The organism is Terribacillus sp. 7520-G (assembly GCF_002271665.1).
Lineage (GTDB): Bacteria > Bacillota > Bacilli > Bacillales > Amphibacillaceae > Terribacillus.
Genome location: NZ_NQFP01000041.1, coordinates 41,156 through 62,078 on the forward strand (window position 1 = coordinate 41,156; position 20,923 = coordinate 62,078).

Genomic DNA, 20,923 nt, shown 5'->3' on the forward strand with positions numbered 1-20,923 from the left:
CCAAGGCAAGAAACATATGTAATACAAATGTAACGGAATTTTCAAATAATTATATCTAAACAAAGCGCTATTGTCCACTTCAGACAATAGCGCTTTGTTTTCGTCTTATTTAATGATCCTTACACGCTCTTCCAATGGTTTGAATTCTTTATCACCAGCTGGCATTGTCGGTTTACCGAATGGCATCTGTCCACGAAGCTTCCAGTTGGATGGGATATCCCACTCTTTTTGAATCGCTTCATCAACCAATGGGTTATAATGCTGCAGGCTCGCGCCAAGTCCTTCCATTTCCAGCGCAGTCCAGACAACAAGCTGATGCATACCAGAGGTCTGTTCAGACCAAATCGGGAAGTTGTCTGCATAGAGTGCGAATTGCTCCTGCAAACCTTTTACAACCGTCTCATCTTCGAAGAATAGCACTGTGCCATATCCATTGCGGAATGATGCGATTTTCTCTTCTGTTGGTGCAAAGTTGTCAGCCGGCACGACTGCACGAAGCTGTTCTTCTGTTATATCCCAGAAACGGTCATGCTTGTCTCCAAGAAGTACGATGGCACGTGTGCTTTGGGAGTTGAACGCAGATGGCGTGTATTTAACTGCAAACTCCACAATCTCCTGAATACGCTCATCAGAAATAGGAGACTCCTTAGCTAATCCATAAATGGATCGTCTGTTTTCTAATGCCTTGAAAAAATCCTGAGTCATTACTTATCCCTCCAAAAAATTGTATTACCGTTAGATAGCTTACCCTTTTTGATAACCAACCATTAGTTACCTATGATAATGGGGTTACTTTCAGTAATTAATTTAACCCATTCGAAAGAATCCGTCAATAAAAAAGCGCTGCAAACAAGCAGCGCCCGACTTCCTATAAATGAATATCGACACCAGGACCAACCTGCAGTCCAAGCAAACTCCAAATAACGAACATAATGATCCATGCAGCCAAGATGATGACCGCAAATGGCAGCATGAGCGACATCAGCGTACCTAGACCAGCCCGTTTATCATACCGTTTCATGAAGCCAAGCAGCATGACCACATAAGGGCTCATCGGGGATAAAATATTGAAAGCCGAGTCCCCGATACGGAAGGCTACCTGCGTATAAGCGGGGTCATATCCCAACTGGTAAAACATCGGTACGAATACTGGCGCAAGCAGCGCCCACAGCGCGGAACCGCTTGTGATGAACAGATTGACGATGGCACTGATCAGCGTGAAGCCGACCATAGCCCCTACACCTGTCACATTCATATTCTCCAAAGCCACACTGCCATTGACAGCAATAATCGTACTGATATTCGTCCATTCAAAGTATGCAATGAATTGAGCAGCTGCAAATACCAGGACGATGAATCCGGACATCTCCTTCATTGCAATGCCCATCTTTTCCGGAATGTCCGAAACCTTCTTCAATGTACCAGTAGTAAATCCATAGGATACCGCCAGGATGATGAAGAGGATCAAAATCAAAGGAACGATATTACTCAAAAACGGTGATGGGATGACTGTCCCCTCTTCTCCGCGCAGGATACCGTTGGAAGGGACGATAAGCAAAGAAACCAGAATGACATAAATCCCCGCAGCAATCAATGCATTCCGGACACCGCGTTTCTGCTCCGGCCGCAATTTTTCAATCTGTGCATTGAGTATGCCTTTGTCGGCAAAGGCAGGATCATAATCACCAAGCCGAGGTTCGATCAATTTCTTGGAAACGAACGCTACGACGAAAACGAGCATGATGGTAGATGCAGCCATGAAATACCAGTTATCTAGCGGGGAAACTGCCCGCGCATCACTATACTGTCCTTGGATGACTTCCGTGGAAATGCCTGACAGCAAGACATCTGTTCCCGCTATCAAGAAATTCGCTGTAAAACCAGCAGATACAGCGACGAACGATGTCAGCAGTCCCGCAATCGGATGCTTGCCGATGGAATAATAGATCATTGCGGCAAGCGGCGGTATGATTACCATTGCAGCATCCGAAGCAATGTTTCCCAAAACACCGGTAAAGATGATCATATATGTAACAAGACTCTTCGGGATATTCATCACCATCCCGCGCATGACCACTTCAAAGAATCCGACGTGCTGCGCAAGCCCGATACCGAACATCATGACCAGCACAAGACCTAACGGGGCAAACCCAGTGAAGTTTTCAAGCATAGAGGATAAAGCAAATGTCAATCCCTCTGTCGATATCATGTTGTTAACTTCCACAACCTCATTTTCCGGTGTGGTGACGGATACGCCAAGCATGCTCATGATCCAGGAAACAATGGCGATGATTACTGCCAGGTAAATGAAAAGCATGAATGGATCAGGCAGCTTGTTCCCAGCCCGCTCTATTGCCGAGAGAAATCTCAGAACCTTCCCCTCTTCCTTTCCAGGCTTTTGCGAGCCGCCATTTCGAACCTGATTTTCCATCTCTTTACCCCCGATCTGTTAGTTAGGTTAATATAGTCGGCTTCACACCATCTGGAATAGGGTTTGTATATCCATTCGGTCCCAGTCGCCTTTGCATTTCAAGCTTTGCAGCTTCCAGCTGCTCTGGCTTTTCGAATAAAGATAGTGCTGTAGCAGCCATCACTTCGCTTGCATACAGCATTCCTTTTTGGGCCAGTGATGTTTTCCCTTGTGATACCACTTGCCATGTATGCAATGGCGTCCCAACAGCGAAGCAGGCCGCATGGAACTGAACAGTTGGTGTGATTCTGCTCACATCGCCCACATCAGTCGAACCATATTGAAAATTCTCCGAATCATGGTATGGAATCGGCCTCGCAAGGATTGGCGAAGCATCCATTTCCTCTTCCCATAATGGTGCATCCTTTCCGATCAGCTGCAGAATCGATCGTTTATCGGAAGCAATATCTTCTTCACTCAAGGTCATCTGAATACCTCTGGCAAAATCAAGCTCCTCCGTTATATAGTCAGGGACTTTGATACGCTCCACCTGTTCCTGCATGATTTGCTCAAGGACTGTATTGCGGATGAATCCGGAACAAGCTTTATCGAATGTTATCTCCAGCTCGGTTTCTGTCATCAGTGCTGCCCCCCGGGCGATCTTTACGACCCGCTGATAGATGCTCTCCACCTGTTCCGCCTCTGGTGCCCTGACTAAATAAAGGACCTCAGCTTCAGGCTGGACAACATTTGGAGAGACACCGCCTGCATTCGTAATCGCATAATGCAAACGCGCGTCCTGCACAACATGCTCACGGAGGAAGTTAGTGCCGATATTCATCAGTTCGACAGCATCCAGTGCGCTCCTGCCTAAATGAGGCCCTCCTGCTGCGTGTGCACTTTTCCCCTTGAACTTGAAATATACTTGATAATTGGCCAGCGTCTCCGCTCTTTGCACCCCGCTGTGCGTATAAGGATGCCATGTAATGGCTGCATCGGCATCATCGAAAATCCCCTCTTTCGCCATGAAGGTTTTACCTGATCCACCTTCTTCTCCCGGACAGCCGTAATAACGGACAGTTCCTCTCAATCCGTTTTCCTTCATATATTCCTTGACTGCCAATGCAGCTCCAAGCGCACTTGTACCAAGCAGATTATGTCCGCATCCATGACCCGTCCCTCCCGGAACGATTGCTCTTTGTTCAATGACTCCTGCCTCTTGGCTTAAATCCGACAGTGCATCGAATTCCCCCAAAAAGGAAATGACCGGCTTGCCTGCACCGAAATTCGCCACAAAAGCCGTCTCGATTCCCGCAATTCCGCGCTGGACTTCAAATCCTTCTTCCTCCAGCACATCCGCAAGGAGAGCAGCAGATTGTTTTTCTTGAAAGCGCAATTCCGCGAACTCCCAAATCCGTTCACTTACCGCGCATAGCTTTTTTGCTTTATCCTTTAAAAGGCCATCGATCGAAATTGTCTCCATTAACTATTCCTCCTTGGTACGCGAATCACATGTTAGCTTTCCTCACCTGTGATGTTACATGTAGATGAGGGAATTCGCAATAGAATATCGTCAAAAAAGTCTAATAATTCAATTTTTATTGTAAGTTATTTTAACATACCTTAAGGAAAACGCTTACATATTCGACAAAAAAACAGGAAGTCTCCTCTTCCTTTTGGAAGAAAACTTCCTGACCTGCACATCAATGAGTGAATTGCGCATCATAAAGACGGCGATATGCACCTTCTTTTTCTAATAGCTCACTATGCTTCCCTTCTTCTGCAATGCCTTGCTTTGTGACCATGATTATCTTATCAGCGTGTTTAATTGTAGCCAGTCGGTGCGCGATGACCAATGTCGTCCGCCCCTCCGACAGCTCATCCAGCGCTTCCTGTATCTTCACTTCCGTCTCTGTATCCAGCGCAGATGTCGCTTCATCCAAAATAAGGATCGGGGGATTTTTCAGGAATACACGCGCAATGGATATACGCTGTTTCTGTCCGCCGGAAATCATCACGCCGCGTTCGCCGATGACGGTATCCAAACCATCCGGCAGTTCTGCAAGGAAATCTGTCAGCTGCGCCCTTTGCGCCGCTTCCTCTATCTCTTCATCCGTTGCATCAAGCTTACCGTAAGCAATATTCTCTTTGATCGTGCCACCGAACAAATAAACATCCTGCTGCACAATCCCGATTTGACCGCGGAGGGAGGCAAGCGTCATCTCATCGTTCGGTATACCGTCGATGGTGATCTGGCCTGCATTCCGTTCATAAAATCGCGGCAGCAAGCTGCATATCGTCGATTTACCGGCTCCTGATGGACCGACAAAAGCGACGGTTTCTCCAGCATTGATGGAAAAACTGATATCTTTCAGGATCGAGCTCCCCTCTTTATATCCGAAAGATACATTCTCATAGCGGATATTCCCGGCCAATGAATCCACATGCTTGGCATCTGGGGCGTCTTTTATATCCGGATCAAGCCGCATGATATCCATATAACGCTGAAAACCAGCAATCCCCTTCGGATACAGCTCAATGATTGCACCGATTTTCTGAATCGGCTGGAAGAATACATTCGTCAGGAGGATAAAGGCTACCAAATCGCCATATGACATCCTGTCCTGGATGATGAACCATGCCCCAGCCACCAACTGGAATACTGCTATGAATCGCATCAACATATAAGTAACGGATAAATTCAATGCCATGATCTTATAGGATAGCAGTTTTGTCAGGCGGTAGCGTTCATTATTGACCTTGAACCGTCCTTCTTCATGCGCTTCATTGGTAAAAGCCTGGACAACACGGATACCGCCGACTGTGTTTTCGATACGGGAACTGAAGTCCGCTGTATCTTCATTCATCCTCCTGGAGGCTTCTGTCATTTTCTTATTACAATAAAGGACAATCCAGAATAAAATCGGTACAACAAGCATTGTCATCAATGCAAGCGGCCAATTGATGAAGAACATGATCAACAGCGCACCAGCAATGGTCATCACCGCTATGAACAAATCTTCCGGTCCATGGTGGGCCATCTCACCGATCATGAATAAATCGTTTGTCAGACGGGAAATCAAATTCCCTACCTTTGTATTATCGAAGAAGCGGAAACTCAATTTCTGCATATGTGTAAACAGCTGCTTCCGCATATCACGTTCAATATTGATACCAAGCTTATGTCCCCAATAGGTTACGATGTATTGCATGACTGTACTCAAGCCATATACGATGAACAGCAGGATACATGCAGTTACGATCCAGCTCCAGTTCTCCGTCGGAAGCAATCGGTCCACCATCATATTTACACCGATCGGAAAACCAAGCTCCAGTATAGCTACAAAGACTGCGCTGCCGAAATCCAGCATGAACAGCCGTTTATACGGTTTATAAAAAGCAAAAAAATCCTTTAACAAGAACCAACACTTCTTTCCAGGAATGATTATCACTCTATTTTACATAAAACAGCCCGACAGCGCATCCATTTATCAGAATTCAGTACACAAAAAAACCGGCGCACCCGGGCACCGGTCTCCCCCTCATACTCCTTCTTCGACTCGCCGGAGCTCTTCTTGCTCCCCGGCAATCAATTTATCCAGGAAGTAAGCAACGCCCAGATCATCGTTTGATTTCGTAACATGCGTGGCAATTTCCATAAGCTCTGTCATCGCATTTTCCATGGCAACACCGTTGCCGGCAACCTCGAACATACTGATATCATTCGGACTGTCCCCAACCGCATAGATATCTTCCTTTTGGATTCCATACTTTTCAGCAAGCATGGTAACGGCATAGCCCTTACCTGAATTACTTGGTAATATCTCCAAAATATGCTCTCCGGAAGAGGTCACTGTGATTTTGGAATTCTGGCTGATTGCCTTATACACTTTAGCGAGATTTTGAAGATCGAAACTGAAGCAAAGGATCTTGAAAATCGTATTTTCATCAGTGAAAATATGATCTATATTCGGTACAAAGCGAATGCCGGATTGCTTGAATTGAGACATGGCACCGATCCAGAGCTGCTCCAGGTTTTCATCCGGATTGGCCGAAACCACCTTATCCAATTCCGCTTTCAGCTTCTCTTCCCCATTATATGGAGACAGCAGCTCCGTTTCTGTATACACTTCAAAATAGATGTCCTGTTCGACAAGGAAATCAGCAATTTCCTTCGCCAATTCTTTCTCAAAGATAATCTTGTTAAGTAATCTATAGCCTGTGTCATGAATCGTGCCGCCATTGGATGCGATGATCGGGATGTCCAAATCATCGCCTACAAGGGATTTTACATCGAATGTCGCACGGCCGGTACTGATGGCTACCAGCATATCGGCATCCACGGCGCGTTTGATGGCCGCTTTATTTTCTTCGGGGATTTGACTCTCGGTATTCAATAATGTTCCATCCAAATCGATCGCGATCATTTTTTTAGCCAAGTAAAATCCTCCTAATAAGATTTTTATGTAGTCATTCCTGCCATTATTAAATTATAATGGTTTATTGTGGGACTTTTCAATCGAGAGCAGATGAAGAGGTTTCATCTTATAACGAAAGAGGAAAAGGCTTACATATTATAACACAATAATCATACAACTCAGGAGGTACAGAATATGCAGAAAAAACAATCAAGCAGCTTATTGTATTTTTTTGGTGCATTAGGCGGCTTGCTTTATGGCTATGATACCGGAGTCATTTCTGGTGCGTTGCTGTATATTGATGAAGATCTCGGCCTTACTTCCTTTACAGAAGGATTAGTCGTCAGTTCCCTTTTGGTCGGCGCCATCATCAGTGCCGCAATCACTGGAAGAGTCACGGATAAAATAGGACGTAAAAAGACGATAATCAGCGCCGGTATCCTGTTCCTTATCGGTGCATTGACTGCTGGATTGGCTGTCAATGTAACGATGATGGTCATTGCCCGTGTCATTCTTGGTTTAGCCGTCGGATGTTCCACTACTATTGTACCACTATATTTATCAGAGCTTGCTCCGAAAGAAAAGCGCGGCTCTCTTGCTTCATTGAATCAGCTGCTGATCACAATCGGTATTTTATCCTCATACCTGGTGAACTACGCTCTATCCGATGCAGGCGCATGGCGCTGGATGCTTGGACTGGCCGTCATTCCCGCAGCGATCCTGATCATCGGCATGATTTTCATGCCAGAAAGTCCGCGTTGGCTTTTAACGACCGGTAAAGAAGATCAAGCACGCGCCATCCTGAAACGTGTGCGCGGTGAGAATGCTTCCATTGATGAAGAGGTTGCCGAAGTCATGAAAACAGAAGAAGAAGACGAAGGCGGTATGAAAGAATTGCTCTCCAGCTGGGTGCGGCCTGCATTGATTGCCGGCGTGGGAATTGCCTTTTTCCAGCAGTTCATCGGCATCAATACAATCATCTATTACACTCCGATAACGTTGGAGAATGCTGGCTTTGGAGATTCCGCCGCCATACTTGGTACTGTCGGCATCGGGGCAGTCAACGTATTGATGACGATCATCGCCATCCGTTTTGTCGACAAGATCAACCGTAAGACTTTGCTTATGGCAGGTAATATCGGTATGGTTGCCAGCTTGATCGTCCTATCCACCGTCAACTTGCTTGCACCTGATTCGACAGCTGCAACATGGGCAATCATCGTTTGCCTCGGCACATTCATCATCTCTTTCTCGACAACCTGGGGACCAGTCGTCTGGATCATGCTGCCGGAACTATTCCCTACCAGCGTCCGCGGAATCGGAACAGGTGTGGCTACCTTCGCTTTGCACGGGGCTAACTTGATTGTTTCCTTGCTATTCCCGATTTTGCTCCGCACAATCGGTATCAGCTCCCTATTCTATATTTTCGCCGTCATCGGTATCCTAGCCTTCCTGTTCGTGAAATTCTTTACTACGGAAACACGCGGGAAGAGCCTGGAACAAATCGAGGAAGATTTGCGCAAACGCAGTGCAGTTTAATCCAAACGAAAAGCCGCCCAGCCTGGGCGGCTTTTACTTCGATAACTTTTTCTTTTTAAATGTAAGGAGGGTTACCGCCAAAGCCGCAATGGTCCATCCCCCAAGCCAAAGGATATCTCCGCGATAGGAGGAGAATGCCTCGCCATTGATCGCTCCCATACAAGCTTCCATTATATAGTTACCAGGCGAATAGCCTAAGATGTCAGCTATCACACTATCCGAAAAATACATCTCAATCATCGGACTGAAACCGAAAAGGAAGCTAAGCGGCAAAATATACATTGACGTTTGTACCAGATTTTCACTTAGTAAGCCAACCAAAGTGCCCATTGCAGCAAAGAAAATTACAGCCAATAGCAAGATGATACAAAGTAGGAGCGGACTTTCCATTCGAACGTCTATGATCAGTATAGGTACAACAAAAGTAATGACGGTCAAGATAACCGAGATTATACTTTTTCCGATCATGATCTCAGCGGCTGTTGCAGGTGAAAGCAATAAAACTTGCAGTGTATTCTTCTCTTTCTCTTCCCCAATCAGGACTGCCTGTGCATACATCGTTACAAACGCAACGGCCTCTAAAAAAATAAACGAAAGTGCGAAGTCTTGCTCCCCATCCAGCCGGCTAAAAATCACAGCCAAAAATAGAGGCACGAATAGGACAGATAATATTGTGAAATTCGACTTTATATCGTGGTATTCCTTTACAAGCATGGCGGATAAACGAGCCGTATTCATGCTAATTCCCTCCCTGTCACTTCGATGAATATATCTCCCAGAGTCGGCTGATCGGAGTGAACGGCAGCTACTTCTTCTGCCTGCATATACCTATATAGGCGATCTGCACCGACAGGATCATTTTTGATTATTTCTTTACGTCCATCTTTCAGCTCAAGATGTATGGTGTTTTTTGCATACTTACGCTGAAGCAGACACGGTGCATCCAATTCCCGGATTTGTCCTTCATTCAGGAATGCAACTCGATCACAAAGCTGCGCGGCTTCTTCCATATTATGTGTTGTCAGGAAAATCGTCGTCCCCTCCCGGTTCAAATCCCGCAAAAGGTCATGCATCTTCTGCACATTACCTGGATCCAAAGCCGATGTCGGTTCATCCAGAAAGAGTATTTCCGGCTTGTGCAGGACAGCCCGGGCAAGCAGTACACGCTGCTTCATTCCTTTGGACAGTTTTTTTACTTGCTTTTTCTTATCATTTGCCAATCCCACCAGGTGCAGTACCTGTTCCACTCTTCCTGCAGCAACATTATAAAGCTTTGCATAGAAATCCAGATTGCGCTGTACAGTCAACCGGTCATACAACCCACTGTTATCCGTCAAGATACCTATCCTTCCTAAATCTGCGTCTTTTATTTTAGCTGCCGGCTTGCCCAAAATAGTAACATCTCCAGCAGTTTGCAGAAGCTGACCTGTAAGGATCTTGACAGTCGTTGTTTTCCCAGATCCACTTGGGCCCAGGAAACCAAAGACCTCCCCTTTTTTCACATTGAATGAGACTTGCTGCAGTGCACGCTGCTGGCCGAAGACCTTGGATAAATCATTTACCTGTAATGCGTACTCCATGTTGCTGCTCCTTTCCGTTTGTAACGGTTGATAATCACAGCTTAACGCCCTTTACGGAAAAACGCTGTAAAATCAAGCTTAATGGAAACCTAAAAAGACGAATGGAGCAAATGAAGGGATGAATGCTGCAATATCCAAGCTGAGTGGGGCACTTACAGACCGAGCATTCCCTTCAATTCCTCAAAGCGGTTTTTGGATAGCGGGACCGAGCTGCGTGAATGATCATCCAGAATCAAACTGAAGCTATTCCGTGTCCAGGTGACCACTTCCTTCACCTGCTGCAGATTCACCAGATAGGATCTGTGACAGCGAAAGAATCCGAATGCCCTTAGCCGCCCTTCTAATTCCTGAAGCGTATATGTACATGGAAATACTCCATCTTGAAGGTGCAGCTGTGCCATTCCTTCGCTGCTTTCAATAAAGTTGATATCAAACGGATTGAAGAGAATGATCTTATCATCGATTTTTGCTGGGATCTTTTCCAATTTGACTGGCTGAAGCACCTCTTCTTCTGCGGCATCTTCATCCTCTTTCTCTTCGATAGCTATTCGTTTACAGCTTTTATCCGTCAGCGAATAGACATGATCTGTCAACGCCAATGCATTTTCCAAATCTATAGTGGTAAGGAGGATGGTTTTATCTTTCTTTTTGAGCTCATCGATGATGCGATGGATGATCAAGCTCGTTTCCAGGTCTACATTCTGTTCCGGTTCTTCCATGATGACTATTGGCTGATCCTGCACAATCAGCCTTCCGATCTGCAGTCGGCGTTCCTGTGAAAAAGTCAGCTTGCCGATTTTGGTCGTTCGCCATTCACGCAAGCCGACTTGCTGCATCACTTCTTCCAGATCCACCTTGCTTCCATGGATTTTCCGAAAGAAAGCAAGGTAATCCTTCACTCTCATCCTCGTGTAAGCTGCATCTTCCAGATACAGAAAGCCGATTCTATCATTCACGGAATGCAGGTTTTCGATATTTTCACCGAATAGTAGTACACTACCGGTAGAAGGATTTTCTTTTTTGTTAATTATTTTAAGAAGCTGATTCCCGATCACTTTATTGCAGCGAATCACATAGCACTCCCCTGCTTTCAGCTCTATATCGATTGGAGGCAGGAGCATCGTATTACGTGATGTCTTGCTGAGATTTGCAAATTGCAATGTCGTCATTTATGTATCGCCCCCCATTTTACTTTTATTGTAAAGCTAACGTCATGAATTGGAAATACCGAATCGGAGGTGAGGAGCATTGAAAAAGAATATTGATGATTACCTTAACGAAGGCATATATGGAACAAAAGAAACAAAGGCAAGTGAAAGGAAGGAATATCTGGGAACTTTGCGGGAGCGGACCATTCTGGCAATGACTGAAGGGGAGGTCGTCCAGCAAAAGGGACTGCAGCAGCTGGAAACAGCGATGAAAAGCTATCCGGATGCATCCTTGCGTTTATCTGGCGAAGTGAATATGCGCTTCTTCAAGCCCTATAAAACACTCGCGTCATCCTACCGTATCCCCTACACATCCGTCACCAATCAAGGAGTCGATGTGGATATTGCACTCGTGCTGCATGTCGACCATGCAATAGATAAGCAGGAAATCTTCTTGGAAGAAAAAGAAGCCCCTGCAAAGAGCATCGAAAAAACGGACCATTCTTTTTCTTCCATGCTTAAGAATATCTTTAAAAGGTAATAGAACTGTTAAGCGCTAGTAAGATTCATGTGATAGCCCGACCGAAAGGAGTAATAAATTTGTATACATTCCATGCAAAAGATCTATCCACCAAGACACATTATAAAATACTCACAGGAAGCATCATCCCTAGACCGGTAGCCTTCATCACAACCAAGTCCGAGGAATCGGATGCCGTGAATGCTGCACCTTTCAGCTACTTTTCAATCGTCAGTGCAGCGCCTCCGATCATCAGTATTTCCATACAGCGCGCAGAGGGCAGACAGAAAGACACAGCACGTCATGCCATTCGCTCGGGGGAACTTGTCGTCCATATCAGCACCGAGCCGATCGCCGAGGATATCAATAAGACCGCAGCTACCTTGCCTGCCGAAGAAAGTGAGCTTGATCACACCGGTTTGACGCTTGTCCCGAGCACATATATCTCGGTTCCCGGAATCAGCGAAGCTTCCATCCGGATGGAATGCACTTTATATGATCATATCGAAATAAAGGATGAGGAAGGAGCTGTCACAGCAGACCTATTGCTCGCCAAAGTGGCAGGCTATCATCTTTCTCCGGAAGTTTATGATGACAGTACCGGGTATCTAGATGCAAAAGCAATCCAGCCAATCAGCCGTTTGGCTGGCAACGATTATAGTAAGCTTGGTGAGCTATTTACACTGAAACGCCCCAAATGACAAGGAGAGTGGAATATATCCATACGTATGCGACCTGGCATCATTCACCAGTATTCATGCCTGTGCAGAAGCATTGAAAACACACCTTCCTGTGATCGACATACTCATCAACAATGCCGGCATCATCACACCAAAAAAGCAATATACCGCTGATGGCTTGGAAATGATGATGGGAGTGAATCACTTTGGACACTTCCTGCTGACCAATTTGCTGCTGGGACAGATCAAGGCAGCCCCACAAGGGCGGATTGTCGTCGTGTCCTCCGGTGCTTATAAAATCGGAAAAATCAACCTTCATGATTTAGACGGAACGGAATCCTATACGCCTTGGCGGAATTATGGCCACAGCAAGCTTGCCAATCTTTTGTTCACCAAGGAGCTCTCCCTGCGGCTGCATCATTCGAATGCCACAGTGAATGCGCTGCATCCAGGAGCCGTCAGTACGAGTCTAGGCGTGGACAGACACACCGGTTTCGGCAAAAAAGTCCATCAGTTGCTCCGTCCTTTTTTCCAATCACCCGCCAAAGGAGCTGATACCGCTTTGTATTTAGCAGAAAGCCCTGAGGTTCAGCATGTATCCGGCGGATATTTTTATAAACGGCGGATACAGGAAGTGAAGGGACAGGCGGATAATGAGGAATTATCCAAACAGCTATGGGCAATGAGCGAAAGAAAAGTGGGATTGACTGTATAGTCAATCCCACTCTGGTACTAATAAGCCGCGCTCCCTCAACAGCTCGATCGCCTCGTCCATTATCGACTCATCATCTGCAGCCAGGGTATGGAGATGGATGCCCTCCGTCAATTCAGATAAATAGCCTGCTCTGCTGTTTGCAATCCTTTCAATGAACTTCTTGACTTCCCGGCGGCTGGAAACCATGATGGAGGCTGTTATTTGTCCGTAAACAGGATGTTCCACCCGGACATCCTTCACTGTCACTCCCAAGTCGACAAGCAATTGCAGCTCTTCCTCTGTTCGTCCAGGAGCATGCTGGCAAGCTACGATTCTTTCCACTGAATAAACTGGCTGCTGCTGCAGTATATATCCTTCACTGGTAGCAATGATCGGATGCTGCTCTGCTTTCAGGAGCGTGACATCGCCTACGATCACTTGCCTGCTGACATTCGCTTCCTTCGCCAATTCACTTCCCTTGAGCGGGCCATTTGCTGTCTGCAGCTTTTCCAGCAGCCATTTTCTGCGCGTCTTCCCCAATAGCTTCTTTTTTTCTTGAACCATTCTGATCCGTCCTTTTTTCTGTTTCCTGTATTATAGCAAATAAAAAAGGCACAGCCATACCAGCTGTGCCTTAGTCTGCATACACTTCCTGTTCTTTTTGTCCCGGAAGCACTTTCCATGGGGTCTGCTGCAGGAATTCGAAGTAAAGAGGAGCAAATGGATGTCCGACATCCGAATTCCATGGTTTATTTGCACCTGTGAAGTGGACGATGGCCGGGGATTGACGCGCCTCCTTATAGCGTTTCCGTTCCGCAAGCTCCGGCGGTGTCTTGGTCTTGAGTATGATGAAGGATTGAGCGTTCCATCTTGGGTGTATCGGCTTCCACTTATCCCAAAGGATGGCATTCAAAGCATCCTGATCATGCAAGTAAAGGAACTCTGGATCATTGTTTTCATCAATGAATTGCAGTACCTTTTTTGAAATATCCTGTTCGCGCCAGCCTTCCATGTCGATGACCATCATACCGGAATTGAAATATTTACCCTCCGTCGTGATGTTCATCTTTTCCAGCCTCCGCAGCTGCCCGGCATCCTCCACTGCCGCCAGCAATTCACCATCCAAGTCCATGTCACACAACTCGGAAATGTCTGTAAGGACCAATGTATCGCAATCGATATAAATGACTCGCCCGACAGCTGGATCGGTTATGATTTCCGGAATGGAAATGCGGTAATAAGCTGTTTTATTGATATATCTGCTTTCTGTTGCATTCTTATATGATTCGGTATCTATGGTCAGAAAACGGATCGGGACACCGAATTGCATCGTCGTCTTCATCAGCCTCCGCTTATTCGGCTTGGTAATGCCTCCGTCGATTACATATAGCATGACTCGTCTGTTTCGATTGACATTTGTAAGCAGTGATGCCAGCATCACACCAAGGTGGTGGGCGTAATTATCATCCGCACTGGAAACAACATGAATTGTATCTTTGTGATGCAAGACGTTCATCCTCCTTTGAAATCGTATCTTTCTGTACCCCGCATTCCATTCCTGAAAACTTTCATCAGTGAAAATAAGCAGATAGGACCCGTTAATTATTTGATAATTAGGACAATTATCAGGTTAAAAAGAGCTATTACAACAAATGCAATTGCAATAGCTCTTAGATCAAGTTCCTGATCACGATAGCGGCTGATGGAGTTCCCATCCCAGCTTCAATATTTCTACGATATAATCTGCAACTTCTTCCGGATTCAGATCATCAGTTGTAACGCGTGCATTATGCTCTGCATAAATCGCCTGCCGTTCATCGAAAATCCGCTGAACCTCATCCACCGACTTATTATGCAGTACCGGGCGATTCTCGATCAGCAGATCCATACGTTCCTTCCACCGATCCCAGCTTAAATCAAGGAATAGCACAAGACAGCTGTCGAGGCATTTCTCACGGATGGCTTCCTGCTTGAACGCACCGCCACCGAGGGAAACGATATTGCATTGTTTATTATCACAAATATCGATGACCGTGTTCCGTTCGATTTCCCGGAAATATCCTTCCCCATGCTGAGCGAATATCTCCGGGATCGTCATGCCGCAACGGCGTTCGATCTCGATATCGATGTCGATAAAATCCCTATACAGTTTATCGGCCACCAGCTTGCCGATCGTCGTTTTCCCGACACCCATGAATCCGATCAGGACGATATTTTTCGCCCGCACGGGTATATGCTGTCTGCTCATAGTCCGCACGCCTTAACTCCCCTCTTTCATACCGTATACTTTGTGATATGTTCTATTGTATACGATAAGTCAAAAAATCGTAAGGGAGAAATGCTTTATTCCACTTTGGCATCCTCCAGCTCCAGATTCAGCCATTTCACTTCCTCCTCGGTCAATTGAATATCGATCGCCGGTAGGGCTTCTTCCAGCCGCCGCACATTTTTACAGCCGACAATGGCGCATGTCGGAAACGCTTGATGCAGGACATATGCGACAGCAATCTGGTTCGCCGTCACACCTTTCCTGTTGGCTATTTCGACAGCACGGTCATATCGTTCCCAGTTATCATCATTGTAATAGACACGCGCGATTTCTTCATCCGTTACATGATTGCGATCATATGTACCGGTGAAGAATCCTCCCGCCTGAGCTGCCCAGGAAATGACCGGCATTCCCGTACGGCGATGCCAAGCAAGATATTCATCATCCAGCGCGACCGTCCCTGCCCATCGCACTTCATTCAGCTGCGCAAGGCTGAGATTCGGACTGTTCACCATCAGCCTGTCATATCCTTTGCTATCGGCATAGGCATTGGCCTCCTCGATACGATCCGGCTGCCAGTTGGACACTCCGTATATGCCTATTTTCCCAGCCTGCTGATGCTCATGCAGCATATCCATCAGTTCCTGGACAGATACACTGCGGTCATCCCGATGTATGAGATAGATATCGATGAAATCAGTCTGCAAGTTCCCCAAGCTCTCATGCAGATCCTTCGTAATCTCGACAGGGTCCACCCGTTTCAATTCCGGATGATGCGTGCCATCCCGATCGATATGATAATGGCCGCCTTTTGAGATGAGGATGACATCTTTGCGGGTGCCGCGCTCCTGCATCCATTGCCCGATCAGTTTCTCTGCCTGGTATTTTGCGTATTTCGGACCTGTATCGATCGTATTGCCGCCTGCCTGCAAGAAGGCATCCAAAACAGAGAATACATCTTGTTTTTTATCTTCGAAGAATTTTGTCGTTCCCAGGATCAATTTTGAGAGCGGGCGCTCGATACCTGGTATAGCTGTGTATTTCATCCTGAAAAGCCTCCCTTTTATTCTGAAAAGTAAGTCAGCAATTTGCATTCCTATTCCCTTATTCAGTGAAAAAGTATTCTTTGCTGCTGCAGAAAAAACAGAGTTCTTTGATCGGAAGAAGATATTACGAGGTTGTTTCCTATGCGGGTGTATATCCACTTTAGCATTATGTACATGCTGACAGCAAATAAAATGAGCAGGCTGTATGCCTGCTCATTTATTATCAGCCATTCATGGCTTCGGTCAAAACCGGTACGATTTGTTTCTTGCGGGATACAACACCTTTAAGTGTTGCCGTGTTGTTTGATAGTGTCACGTTGAACGCTTTTTCGACTGCTTCCGTATCTGCTCCCAAGGCAATTGCTGTGGAATCATTTGTCAGGATATTCGTGATGGCGAACAGATAGAGCTTCAGACCTTTATCCGTGATCTTCTGCTTCATCGCAGCTTCCACTTCAGCCTGACGGACAAGGACATCCTGTTCATCGACGACATTGACCTGTGCGATTTCGACAGTTGCATCGCCCATTTGGAATTCCTTCGCATCAAGTGTGATCAATTCCTCCGCGGTTTTCTTGCTGACATCGGCGCCTGCTTTCAGCATATCCAAGCCATATGTATTTACATCGACGCCTGCGATTTCTGCAAGCTCCTCCGCGGCCTTCACATCTTGTTCCGTGCATGTAGGAGATTTGAACAATAGGGAGTCGGAGATGATCGCACTCAGCATCGCACCTGCGATTTCTTTCGGGATCTCCACTTCATGTTCTTTATAGATCTTTTTGATGATGGTAGCTGTACAGCCTACTGGCTCCGCACGGTAATAAAGCGGATCCGCCGTCTCAAAGTTCGCGATGCGATGATGGTCGACCACTTCGATTACGGAAACAGTATCGATGTCGGAGACACTTTGCTGCTTTTCATTATGGTCTACCAGGATGACTTGCTCGGCATCTCCGTCGATTGCCTCAATCATCCGTGGAGCCTCCAAGCCGAAAGTTTTCAAGGCGAATGCCGTTTCTTCATTCAATTCTCCCAGGCGGACTGCTTCAGCTTCCATACCTAGTTTATTTTTCAGATGTGCGTATGCAATTGCGGATGTAACCGCATCTGTATCCGGGTTTTTATGTCCGAAGACGAGTACTTTACTCACTGCCTATCTCTCCTTTTTGCATTGTCGGCTAATGCCGGACATGATGTATTCATTTTACATGATTCGCGCCGTTTTAAAAAGGGACTCACCTGGAAACATATCTATTACCGTGCACCCAGAAACGCCAAGGATAATCACGCGCTTCCTGTGCATTCGGAATTCCGATTCTCGGCCCTATCTCCACTTGCTCAGGTTTATAGCCTTGCGTAATATATAGCGGCGGTTTGGTGAAATGACCGCCATATTGCGCTTGCATGATCCCCATTGCCTGACACAGCTTGCCCGGGCCATTCGTCAGCTCTCTCGGCTTTCGCCCCGGCCTGCGCGTCTCCATGAGCGGAATCCCTTCCTTCGGTTCAAGCGCCCGGATGAGGACAGCCTCGGGTATCCCGGCATCTGCACTGACGACATTCAGCAGCACTTGCCGATGCATCGTGTACGTGTAGATATGACCCGGGGCATGGAACATGATTTCCGTCCGTTTCGTCCGCCGATTATTGAAGCTGTGCGCAGCCCTGTCGAGTGCGCCCCGGTATGCTTCGGTCTCCACGATATATCCGGCGGTGATTCCTTCCGTTGTTTCATGTACAAGCAGGCAGCCCAACAAGCTTGGAGCCAGCTCCAATGTAGGCTGCTCATAGAATGACTGCGGCAGCGGCTGATAACTTGTCATTTAACATGCTCCTTTTTCAAAACAGGCTTCGGTTTTTGCTCCTTCCCTTTTAGCATTACCCAAACCTGGAATAAGAATGGGGCACCAATGATGACGAGGATGGCTATGATGGTGAATATCGGTATAGGATGGACAGCGCTGAAATGATCCAGCAGCATCCCTCCAACCAGCGGTCCCGCCACGCTCCCAAAACCTGTAAATCCCATTGCACCGAAATATGTCCCCTTCATATCAGGATTGGCAATCTCATCGATGAACATATCCGACATCGAGAATAACAGCACTTCTCCGATCGTGAACAAAATGACAGCTCCGGCAATCCAGATGATGTCATGCAAAAAAGCCATACTAAGCAGACTGACTGCAATCATGACATTCCCGAGCATCAAGGACAACACCAGCGAATACCGCTTCGCTACAGCCACTATCGGATATTGCACAATGAGGACCGTCAAAGCATTCAGCGTGAGCATCATGCTGAAAAGCTTAGCACCGTCCTCGATGGCGGGCGTGGCCGCAAAAAATTGCGGTAAGGTGGCGCTGAAATGTGAATACCCGAAGACACTGATCGTCACTCCTATCAGCAGGAACATAAACAATGTGTCCCTCCGCGTTACACGAAATGCTTCACGGACACTGATCCTGTTCGCTGCAGTGGTTGCTTCCACTTTGACTCGCAGGAATTGAAAGATCAAAACAAGTCCATAGACAAAATACACGGCAGCAGCTATCAGGAATGGCGCCGTGGAAGAAGCTGAACCGAAGTACAGGCCCAAAAGCGGCCCGAATACCACACCAATATTGATCGCTGTATAGCGCATATTGAAAACGAGCAAACGATTTTTTTGATCCGTCACATCCGATAAAAGCGCTTTGGATGTAGGTTCGAATAAAGAGCGGCATAATCCATTCAGTGCATTCATGACAAAAAATACCCAGATGGCATCCGCCAATGCGAATCCAACGAATACACCGCACCAGCCAAATATACTGATACCGATGATTTTCTTTCTGCCGAACCGATCGGAAAAATATCCTCCATAAAAGCTGGATAGAATACCGACCAAGGAACTGACGGCAATGATCAATCCCGTAAAGCCTGCTGATGCCCCCTTCTCCTGTGTCAAATAAATGGCTAAAAAAGGAATACTCATACTAGTGGCCATCCTGCCGAACACTGTCCCTATGATGATCGTCCAGCTAAAAGGATGAAGTGAACGCAAAACCTGCATGCTGTCTCATCTCCTCGCAATCCAAATTATAGCAGATTACAAGGCTCTGTTCCCTGCTTTCCCGAACCTCAAAGAAAATAATCAAAAAGGATCAGACTCATGTCTGATCCTTCATTTTCCCTTCACTTTTCAATAGATCGCGAATTTCCGTGAGAAGTTCCTGTTCCACGGTCAGTTCCTCGACTATCTCTTCTGTCTGCGGCTGCTTACGCTTCAGCTTATTCATTACCTTGACCACCATGAACATCGCTGCAGCAATCAAAAAGAAATTGATTACAGTTTGAATGAATGCACCATACTTCACTACAGCATTGCCAACAGTGAACTGAAGCCCGCTAAAATCGTGCCCGCCTGTGATGATGCCGATAAGCGGCATGATGATATCGTTGACGAGCGAAGTCGTGATGGCACTGAATGCAGCACCAATGACCACGGCAACCGCCAAGTCCACGACATTTCCCCGTAACGCAAACTCTTTGAATTCCTTGAGCATCTTTTATATCCCTCCTACGGATAGTAACATTTTTGCGCATATATCTATCTTTTTCAGGTATGGATAACATAAAAAAACAAGACCCGCCTGGGGTCTCATTCATTTTACAGTTCCTTCCACCAATCATCATGCATGGATGCTGGCTGCTGACGTTTATGCGTCGTTTTGAAATAACGATCCTCAAGCAGCTTGGCCGTCTTCTCGTCGATGATTTTACCTTCGAGATAATCATCGATGTCCTCGTATTTCAATCCAAGCTCCGCTTCATCTGCTTGTCCAGGCTTCTCGTCAAGCAAATCAGCAGTCGGCGCTTTTTCATACAGACGTTCCGGCGCGCCGAGCTCCATCAGCAGCTGCTTGCCTTGACGCTTGTTCAGACCGCTTAGCGGCAGAACATCCGCACCGCCATCCCCATATTTCGTGAAGAAACCAGTGATTGCTTCCGCTGCATGATCTGTACCTATGACAAGCAGCCCCTTCTGCCCGCCGATTGCATATTGGGCAATCATCCGCATCCGCGCTTTTATATTGCCTTTATGATAATCGGCAAGTTTTTCGCCAACAGCATCTTCATAGGCATCGGCAGCGTCGACTACAGGCTCCTTGATATTGAAAACATAAGATTCGGCCGGATCGATGAATTGCAATGCCAGCTGTGCATCCTCTTCATCCGCTTGCACGCCATATGGCAGACGAACAGCAGCAAAGGTCACATCCTTGCCTTCATTTTTCAATTCTTCGATTGCCAATTGCGCCAGGCGTCCGGCCAAGGAGGAATCCTGTCCTCCGCTTATACCAAGCACATATCCATTGGCACCTGTTTTCAGCAAATATTCCTTCAGGAAGTCGATTCGGCTGCGGATTTCCTGTTTTGCGTCTATTGTAGGTTTCACTTGCAGCTCTTCGATGATTCTTTTTTGATTGGACATGATTTTGCCTCCTCGATTGTCGATAGTAATACTCTTTTCCCTCTCAAGCTGGAACGTAATCTATATATGTATCATGCTCTCTTCCTCTAGTATAAACCAATCACCTGATAAAAGCCGAAAAATAAAACCCACGGGTCAG

The 20,923-nt window shown here is 46.5% G+C and carries 21 protein-coding genes; 4 read left to right on the forward strand and 17 right to left on the reverse strand.

Annotated features, from left to right (window positions below):
* Positions 1–105 precede the first annotated feature (105 nt).
* The 5 genes from CHH53_RS14080 to CHH53_RS14100 all read right to left on the reverse strand — a co-directional run bounded on the left by CHH53_RS14080 (position 106) and on the right by CHH53_RS14100 (position 6,837).
* Positions 106–705 carry a nitroreductase family protein gene (locus CHH53_RS14080; RefSeq protein WP_095216767.1) on the reverse strand — a complete coding sequence of 200 codons (600 nt, stop codon included), beginning with the start codon at positions 703–705 and terminating at the stop codon, positions 106–108.
* 163 nt (positions 706–868) lie between these two features.
* Positions 869–2,431, reverse strand: a complete 1,563-nt coding sequence (locus tag CHH53_RS14085) for an AbgT family transporter (RefSeq protein ID WP_095216768.1) — start codon at positions 2,429–2,431, stop codon at positions 869–871.
* A gap of 22 nt (positions 2,432–2,453) precedes the next feature.
* Positions 2,454–3,893 (reverse strand): M20 family metallopeptidase, encoded by a 1,440-nt coding sequence (locus CHH53_RS14090; RefSeq protein WP_095216769.1) that lies wholly within the window; start codon positions 3,891–3,893, stop codon positions 2,454–2,456.
* Positions 3,894–4,113: 220 nt separating this feature from the next.
* The gene (locus CHH53_RS14095; protein WP_095216770.1) at positions 4,114–5,829 is read right to left on the reverse strand and encodes an ABC transporter ATP-binding protein; all 1,716 of its coding nucleotides are present in this window, start codon (positions 5,827–5,829) and stop codon (positions 4,114–4,116) included.
* A gap of 123 nt (positions 5,830–5,952) precedes the next feature.
* Positions 5,953–6,837 (reverse strand): Cof-type HAD-IIB family hydrolase, encoded by an 885-nt coding sequence (locus tag CHH53_RS14100; protein ID WP_095216791.1) that lies wholly within the window; start codon positions 6,835–6,837, stop codon positions 5,953–5,955.
* Between the two features lie 186 nt (positions 6,838–7,023).
* On the opposite strand from CHH53_RS14100, the gene CHH53_RS14105 reads away from it, so the two are divergent.
* Complete coding sequence (locus tag CHH53_RS14105) at positions 7,024–8,367, forward strand: sugar porter family MFS transporter (protein ID WP_095216771.1); 1,344 nt, start codon at positions 7,024–7,026, stop codon at positions 8,365–8,367.
* Between the two features lie 33 nt (positions 8,368–8,400).
* Here CHH53_RS14105 and CHH53_RS14110 read toward each other — a convergent pair whose 3' ends face one another.
* The 3 genes from CHH53_RS14110 to CHH53_RS14120 form a co-directional block, all read right to left on the reverse strand.
* On the reverse strand, positions 8,401–9,105 hold the full coding sequence (locus CHH53_RS14110) for an ABC transporter permease (RefSeq protein WP_095216772.1): 705 nt from the start codon (positions 9,103–9,105) through the stop codon (positions 8,401–8,403).
* Positions 9,102–9,947 (reverse strand): ABC transporter ATP-binding protein, encoded by an 846-nt coding sequence (locus tag CHH53_RS14115; RefSeq protein WP_095216773.1) that lies wholly within the window; start codon positions 9,945–9,947, stop codon positions 9,102–9,104. Before CHH53_RS14115 ends, CHH53_RS14110 begins: the two co-directional genes overlap by 4 nt.
* A 152-nt stretch (positions 9,948–10,099) precedes the next feature.
* Complete coding sequence (locus CHH53_RS14120) at positions 10,100–11,116, reverse strand: LytTR family transcriptional regulator DNA-binding domain-containing protein (RefSeq protein WP_095216774.1); 1,017 nt, start codon at positions 11,114–11,116, stop codon at positions 10,100–10,102.
* Between the two features lie 79 nt (positions 11,117–11,195).
* Between CHH53_RS14120 and CHH53_RS14125 the strand changes: the two genes are divergently transcribed.
* Genes CHH53_RS14125 through CHH53_RS14135 form a run of 3 tightly spaced genes read left to right on the forward strand, consistent with a single transcriptional unit; the run spans position 11,196 to position 13,010 of the window.
* Positions 11,196–11,636, forward strand: coding sequence for a YueI family protein (locus CHH53_RS14125; RefSeq protein WP_095216775.1), 441 nt, complete (start codon positions 11,196–11,198; stop codon positions 11,634–11,636).
* 59 nt (positions 11,637–11,695) lie between these two features.
* Positions 11,696–12,316 (forward strand): flavin reductase family protein, encoded by a 621-nt coding sequence (locus CHH53_RS14130; RefSeq protein WP_095216776.1) that lies wholly within the window; start codon positions 11,696–11,698, stop codon positions 12,314–12,316.
* 13 nt (positions 12,317–12,329) lie between these two features.
* Complete coding sequence (locus CHH53_RS14135; protein ID WP_095216777.1) at positions 12,330–13,010, forward strand: SDR family NAD(P)-dependent oxidoreductase; 681 nt, start codon at positions 12,330–12,332, stop codon at positions 13,008–13,010.
* Here CHH53_RS14135 and CHH53_RS14140 read toward each other — a convergent pair whose 3' ends face one another.
* From CHH53_RS14140 to nadE, 9 genes are all read right to left on the reverse strand, one after another.
* Positions 13,011–13,553, reverse strand: a complete 543-nt coding sequence (locus CHH53_RS14140; RefSeq protein ID WP_095216778.1) for a transcription repressor NadR — start codon at positions 13,551–13,553, stop codon at positions 13,011–13,013.
* A 70-nt stretch (positions 13,554–13,623) separates the two neighbouring features.
* Positions 13,624–14,496 (reverse strand): glycosyltransferase family 8 protein, encoded by an 873-nt coding sequence (locus CHH53_RS14145; protein WP_095216779.1) that lies wholly within the window; start codon positions 14,494–14,496, stop codon positions 13,624–13,626.
* Positions 14,497–14,676: 180 nt separating this feature from the next.
* On the reverse strand, positions 14,677–15,237 hold the full coding sequence (locus CHH53_RS14150; protein WP_095216780.1) for a shikimate kinase: 561 nt from the start codon (positions 15,235–15,237) through the stop codon (positions 14,677–14,679).
* A 95-nt stretch (positions 15,238–15,332) separates the two neighbouring features.
* The gene (locus CHH53_RS14155) at positions 15,333–16,304 is read right to left on the reverse strand and encodes an aldo/keto reductase (RefSeq protein ID WP_095216781.1); all 972 of its coding nucleotides are present in this window, start codon (positions 16,302–16,304) and stop codon (positions 15,333–15,335) included.
* Between the two features lie 223 nt (positions 16,305–16,527).
* Positions 16,528–17,457 (reverse strand): manganese-dependent inorganic pyrophosphatase, encoded by a 930-nt coding sequence (locus CHH53_RS14160; protein WP_095216782.1) that lies wholly within the window; start codon positions 17,455–17,457, stop codon positions 16,528–16,530.
* Positions 17,458–17,542: 85 nt separating this feature from the next.
* Positions 17,543–18,130, reverse strand: coding sequence for a DNA-3-methyladenine glycosylase (locus CHH53_RS14165; RefSeq protein ID WP_095216783.1), 588 nt, complete (start codon positions 18,128–18,130; stop codon positions 17,543–17,545).
* Complete coding sequence (locus CHH53_RS14170; protein ID WP_095216784.1) at positions 18,127–19,362, reverse strand: MDR family MFS transporter; 1,236 nt, start codon at positions 19,360–19,362, stop codon at positions 18,127–18,129. Before CHH53_RS14170 ends, CHH53_RS14165 begins: the two co-directional genes overlap by 4 nt.
* Positions 19,363–19,459: 97 nt before the next feature.
* Positions 19,460–19,855, reverse strand: a complete 396-nt coding sequence (gene mscL, locus CHH53_RS14175) for a large conductance mechanosensitive channel protein MscL (RefSeq protein WP_095216785.1) — start codon at positions 19,853–19,855, stop codon at positions 19,460–19,462.
* Positions 19,856–19,959: 104 nt separating this feature from the next.
* Positions 19,960–20,784, reverse strand: coding sequence for an ammonia-dependent NAD(+) synthetase (nadE, locus tag CHH53_RS14180; protein WP_095216786.1), 825 nt, complete (start codon positions 20,782–20,784; stop codon positions 19,960–19,962).
* Positions 20,785–20,923: the final 139 nt, after the last annotated feature.

What these genes read in the sequence shown, in the direction of transcription:
- CHH53_RS14080 (WP_095216767.1), bottom strand. Translation starts at nt 705, where the DNA reads ATGACTCAGGATTTTTTCAAGGCATTAGAAAACAGACGATCCATTTAT.
- CHH53_RS14085 (WP_095216768.1), bottom strand. Translation starts at nt 2,431, where the DNA reads ATGGAAAATCAGGTTCGAAATGGCGGCTCGCAAAAGCCTGGAAAGGAA.
- CHH53_RS14090 (WP_095216769.1), bottom strand. Translation starts at nt 3,893, where the DNA reads ATGGAGACAATTTCGATCGATGGCCTTTTAAAGGATAAAGCAAAAAAG.
- CHH53_RS14100 (WP_095216791.1), bottom strand. Translation starts at nt 6,837, where the DNA reads ATGATCGCGATCGATTTGGATGGAACATTATTGAATACCGAGAGTCAA.
- CHH53_RS14105 (WP_095216771.1), top strand. Translation starts at nt 7,024, where the DNA reads ATGCAGAAAAAACAATCAAGCAGCTTATTGTATTTTTTTGGTGCATTA.
- CHH53_RS14110 (WP_095216772.1), bottom strand. Translation starts at nt 9,105, where the DNA reads ATGAATACGGCTCGTTTATCCGCCATGCTTGTAAAGGAATACCACGAT.
- CHH53_RS14115 (WP_095216773.1), bottom strand. Translation starts at nt 9,947, where the DNA reads ATGGAGTACGCATTACAGGTAAATGATTTATCCAAGGTCTTCGGCCAG.
- CHH53_RS14120 (WP_095216774.1), bottom strand. Translation starts at nt 11,116, where the DNA reads ATGACGACATTGCAATTTGCAAATCTCAGCAAGACATCACGTAATACG.
- CHH53_RS14140 (WP_095216778.1), bottom strand. Translation starts at nt 13,553, where the DNA reads ATGGTTCAAGAAAAAAAGAAGCTATTGGGGAAGACGCGCAGAAAATGG.
- CHH53_RS14150 (WP_095216780.1), bottom strand. Translation starts at nt 15,237, where the DNA reads ATGAGCAGACAGCATATACCCGTGCGGGCGAAAAATATCGTCCTGATC.
- CHH53_RS14155 (WP_095216781.1), bottom strand. Translation starts at nt 16,304, where the DNA reads ATGAAATACACAGCTATACCAGGTATCGAGCGCCCGCTCTCAAAATTG.
- CHH53_RS14165 (WP_095216783.1), bottom strand. Translation starts at nt 18,130, where the DNA reads ATGACAAGTTATCAGCCGCTGCCGCAGTCATTCTATGAGCAGCCTACA.
- CHH53_RS14170 (WP_095216784.1), bottom strand. Translation starts at nt 19,362, where the DNA reads ATGCAGGTTTTGCGTTCACTTCATCCTTTTAGCTGGACGATCATCATA.
- mscL (WP_095216785.1), bottom strand. Translation starts at nt 19,855, where the DNA reads ATGCTCAAGGAATTCAAAGAGTTTGCGTTACGGGGAAATGTCGTGGAC.
- nadE (WP_095216786.1), bottom strand. Translation starts at nt 20,784, where the DNA reads ATGTCCAATCAAAAAAGAATCATCGAAGAGCTGCAAGTGAAACCTACA.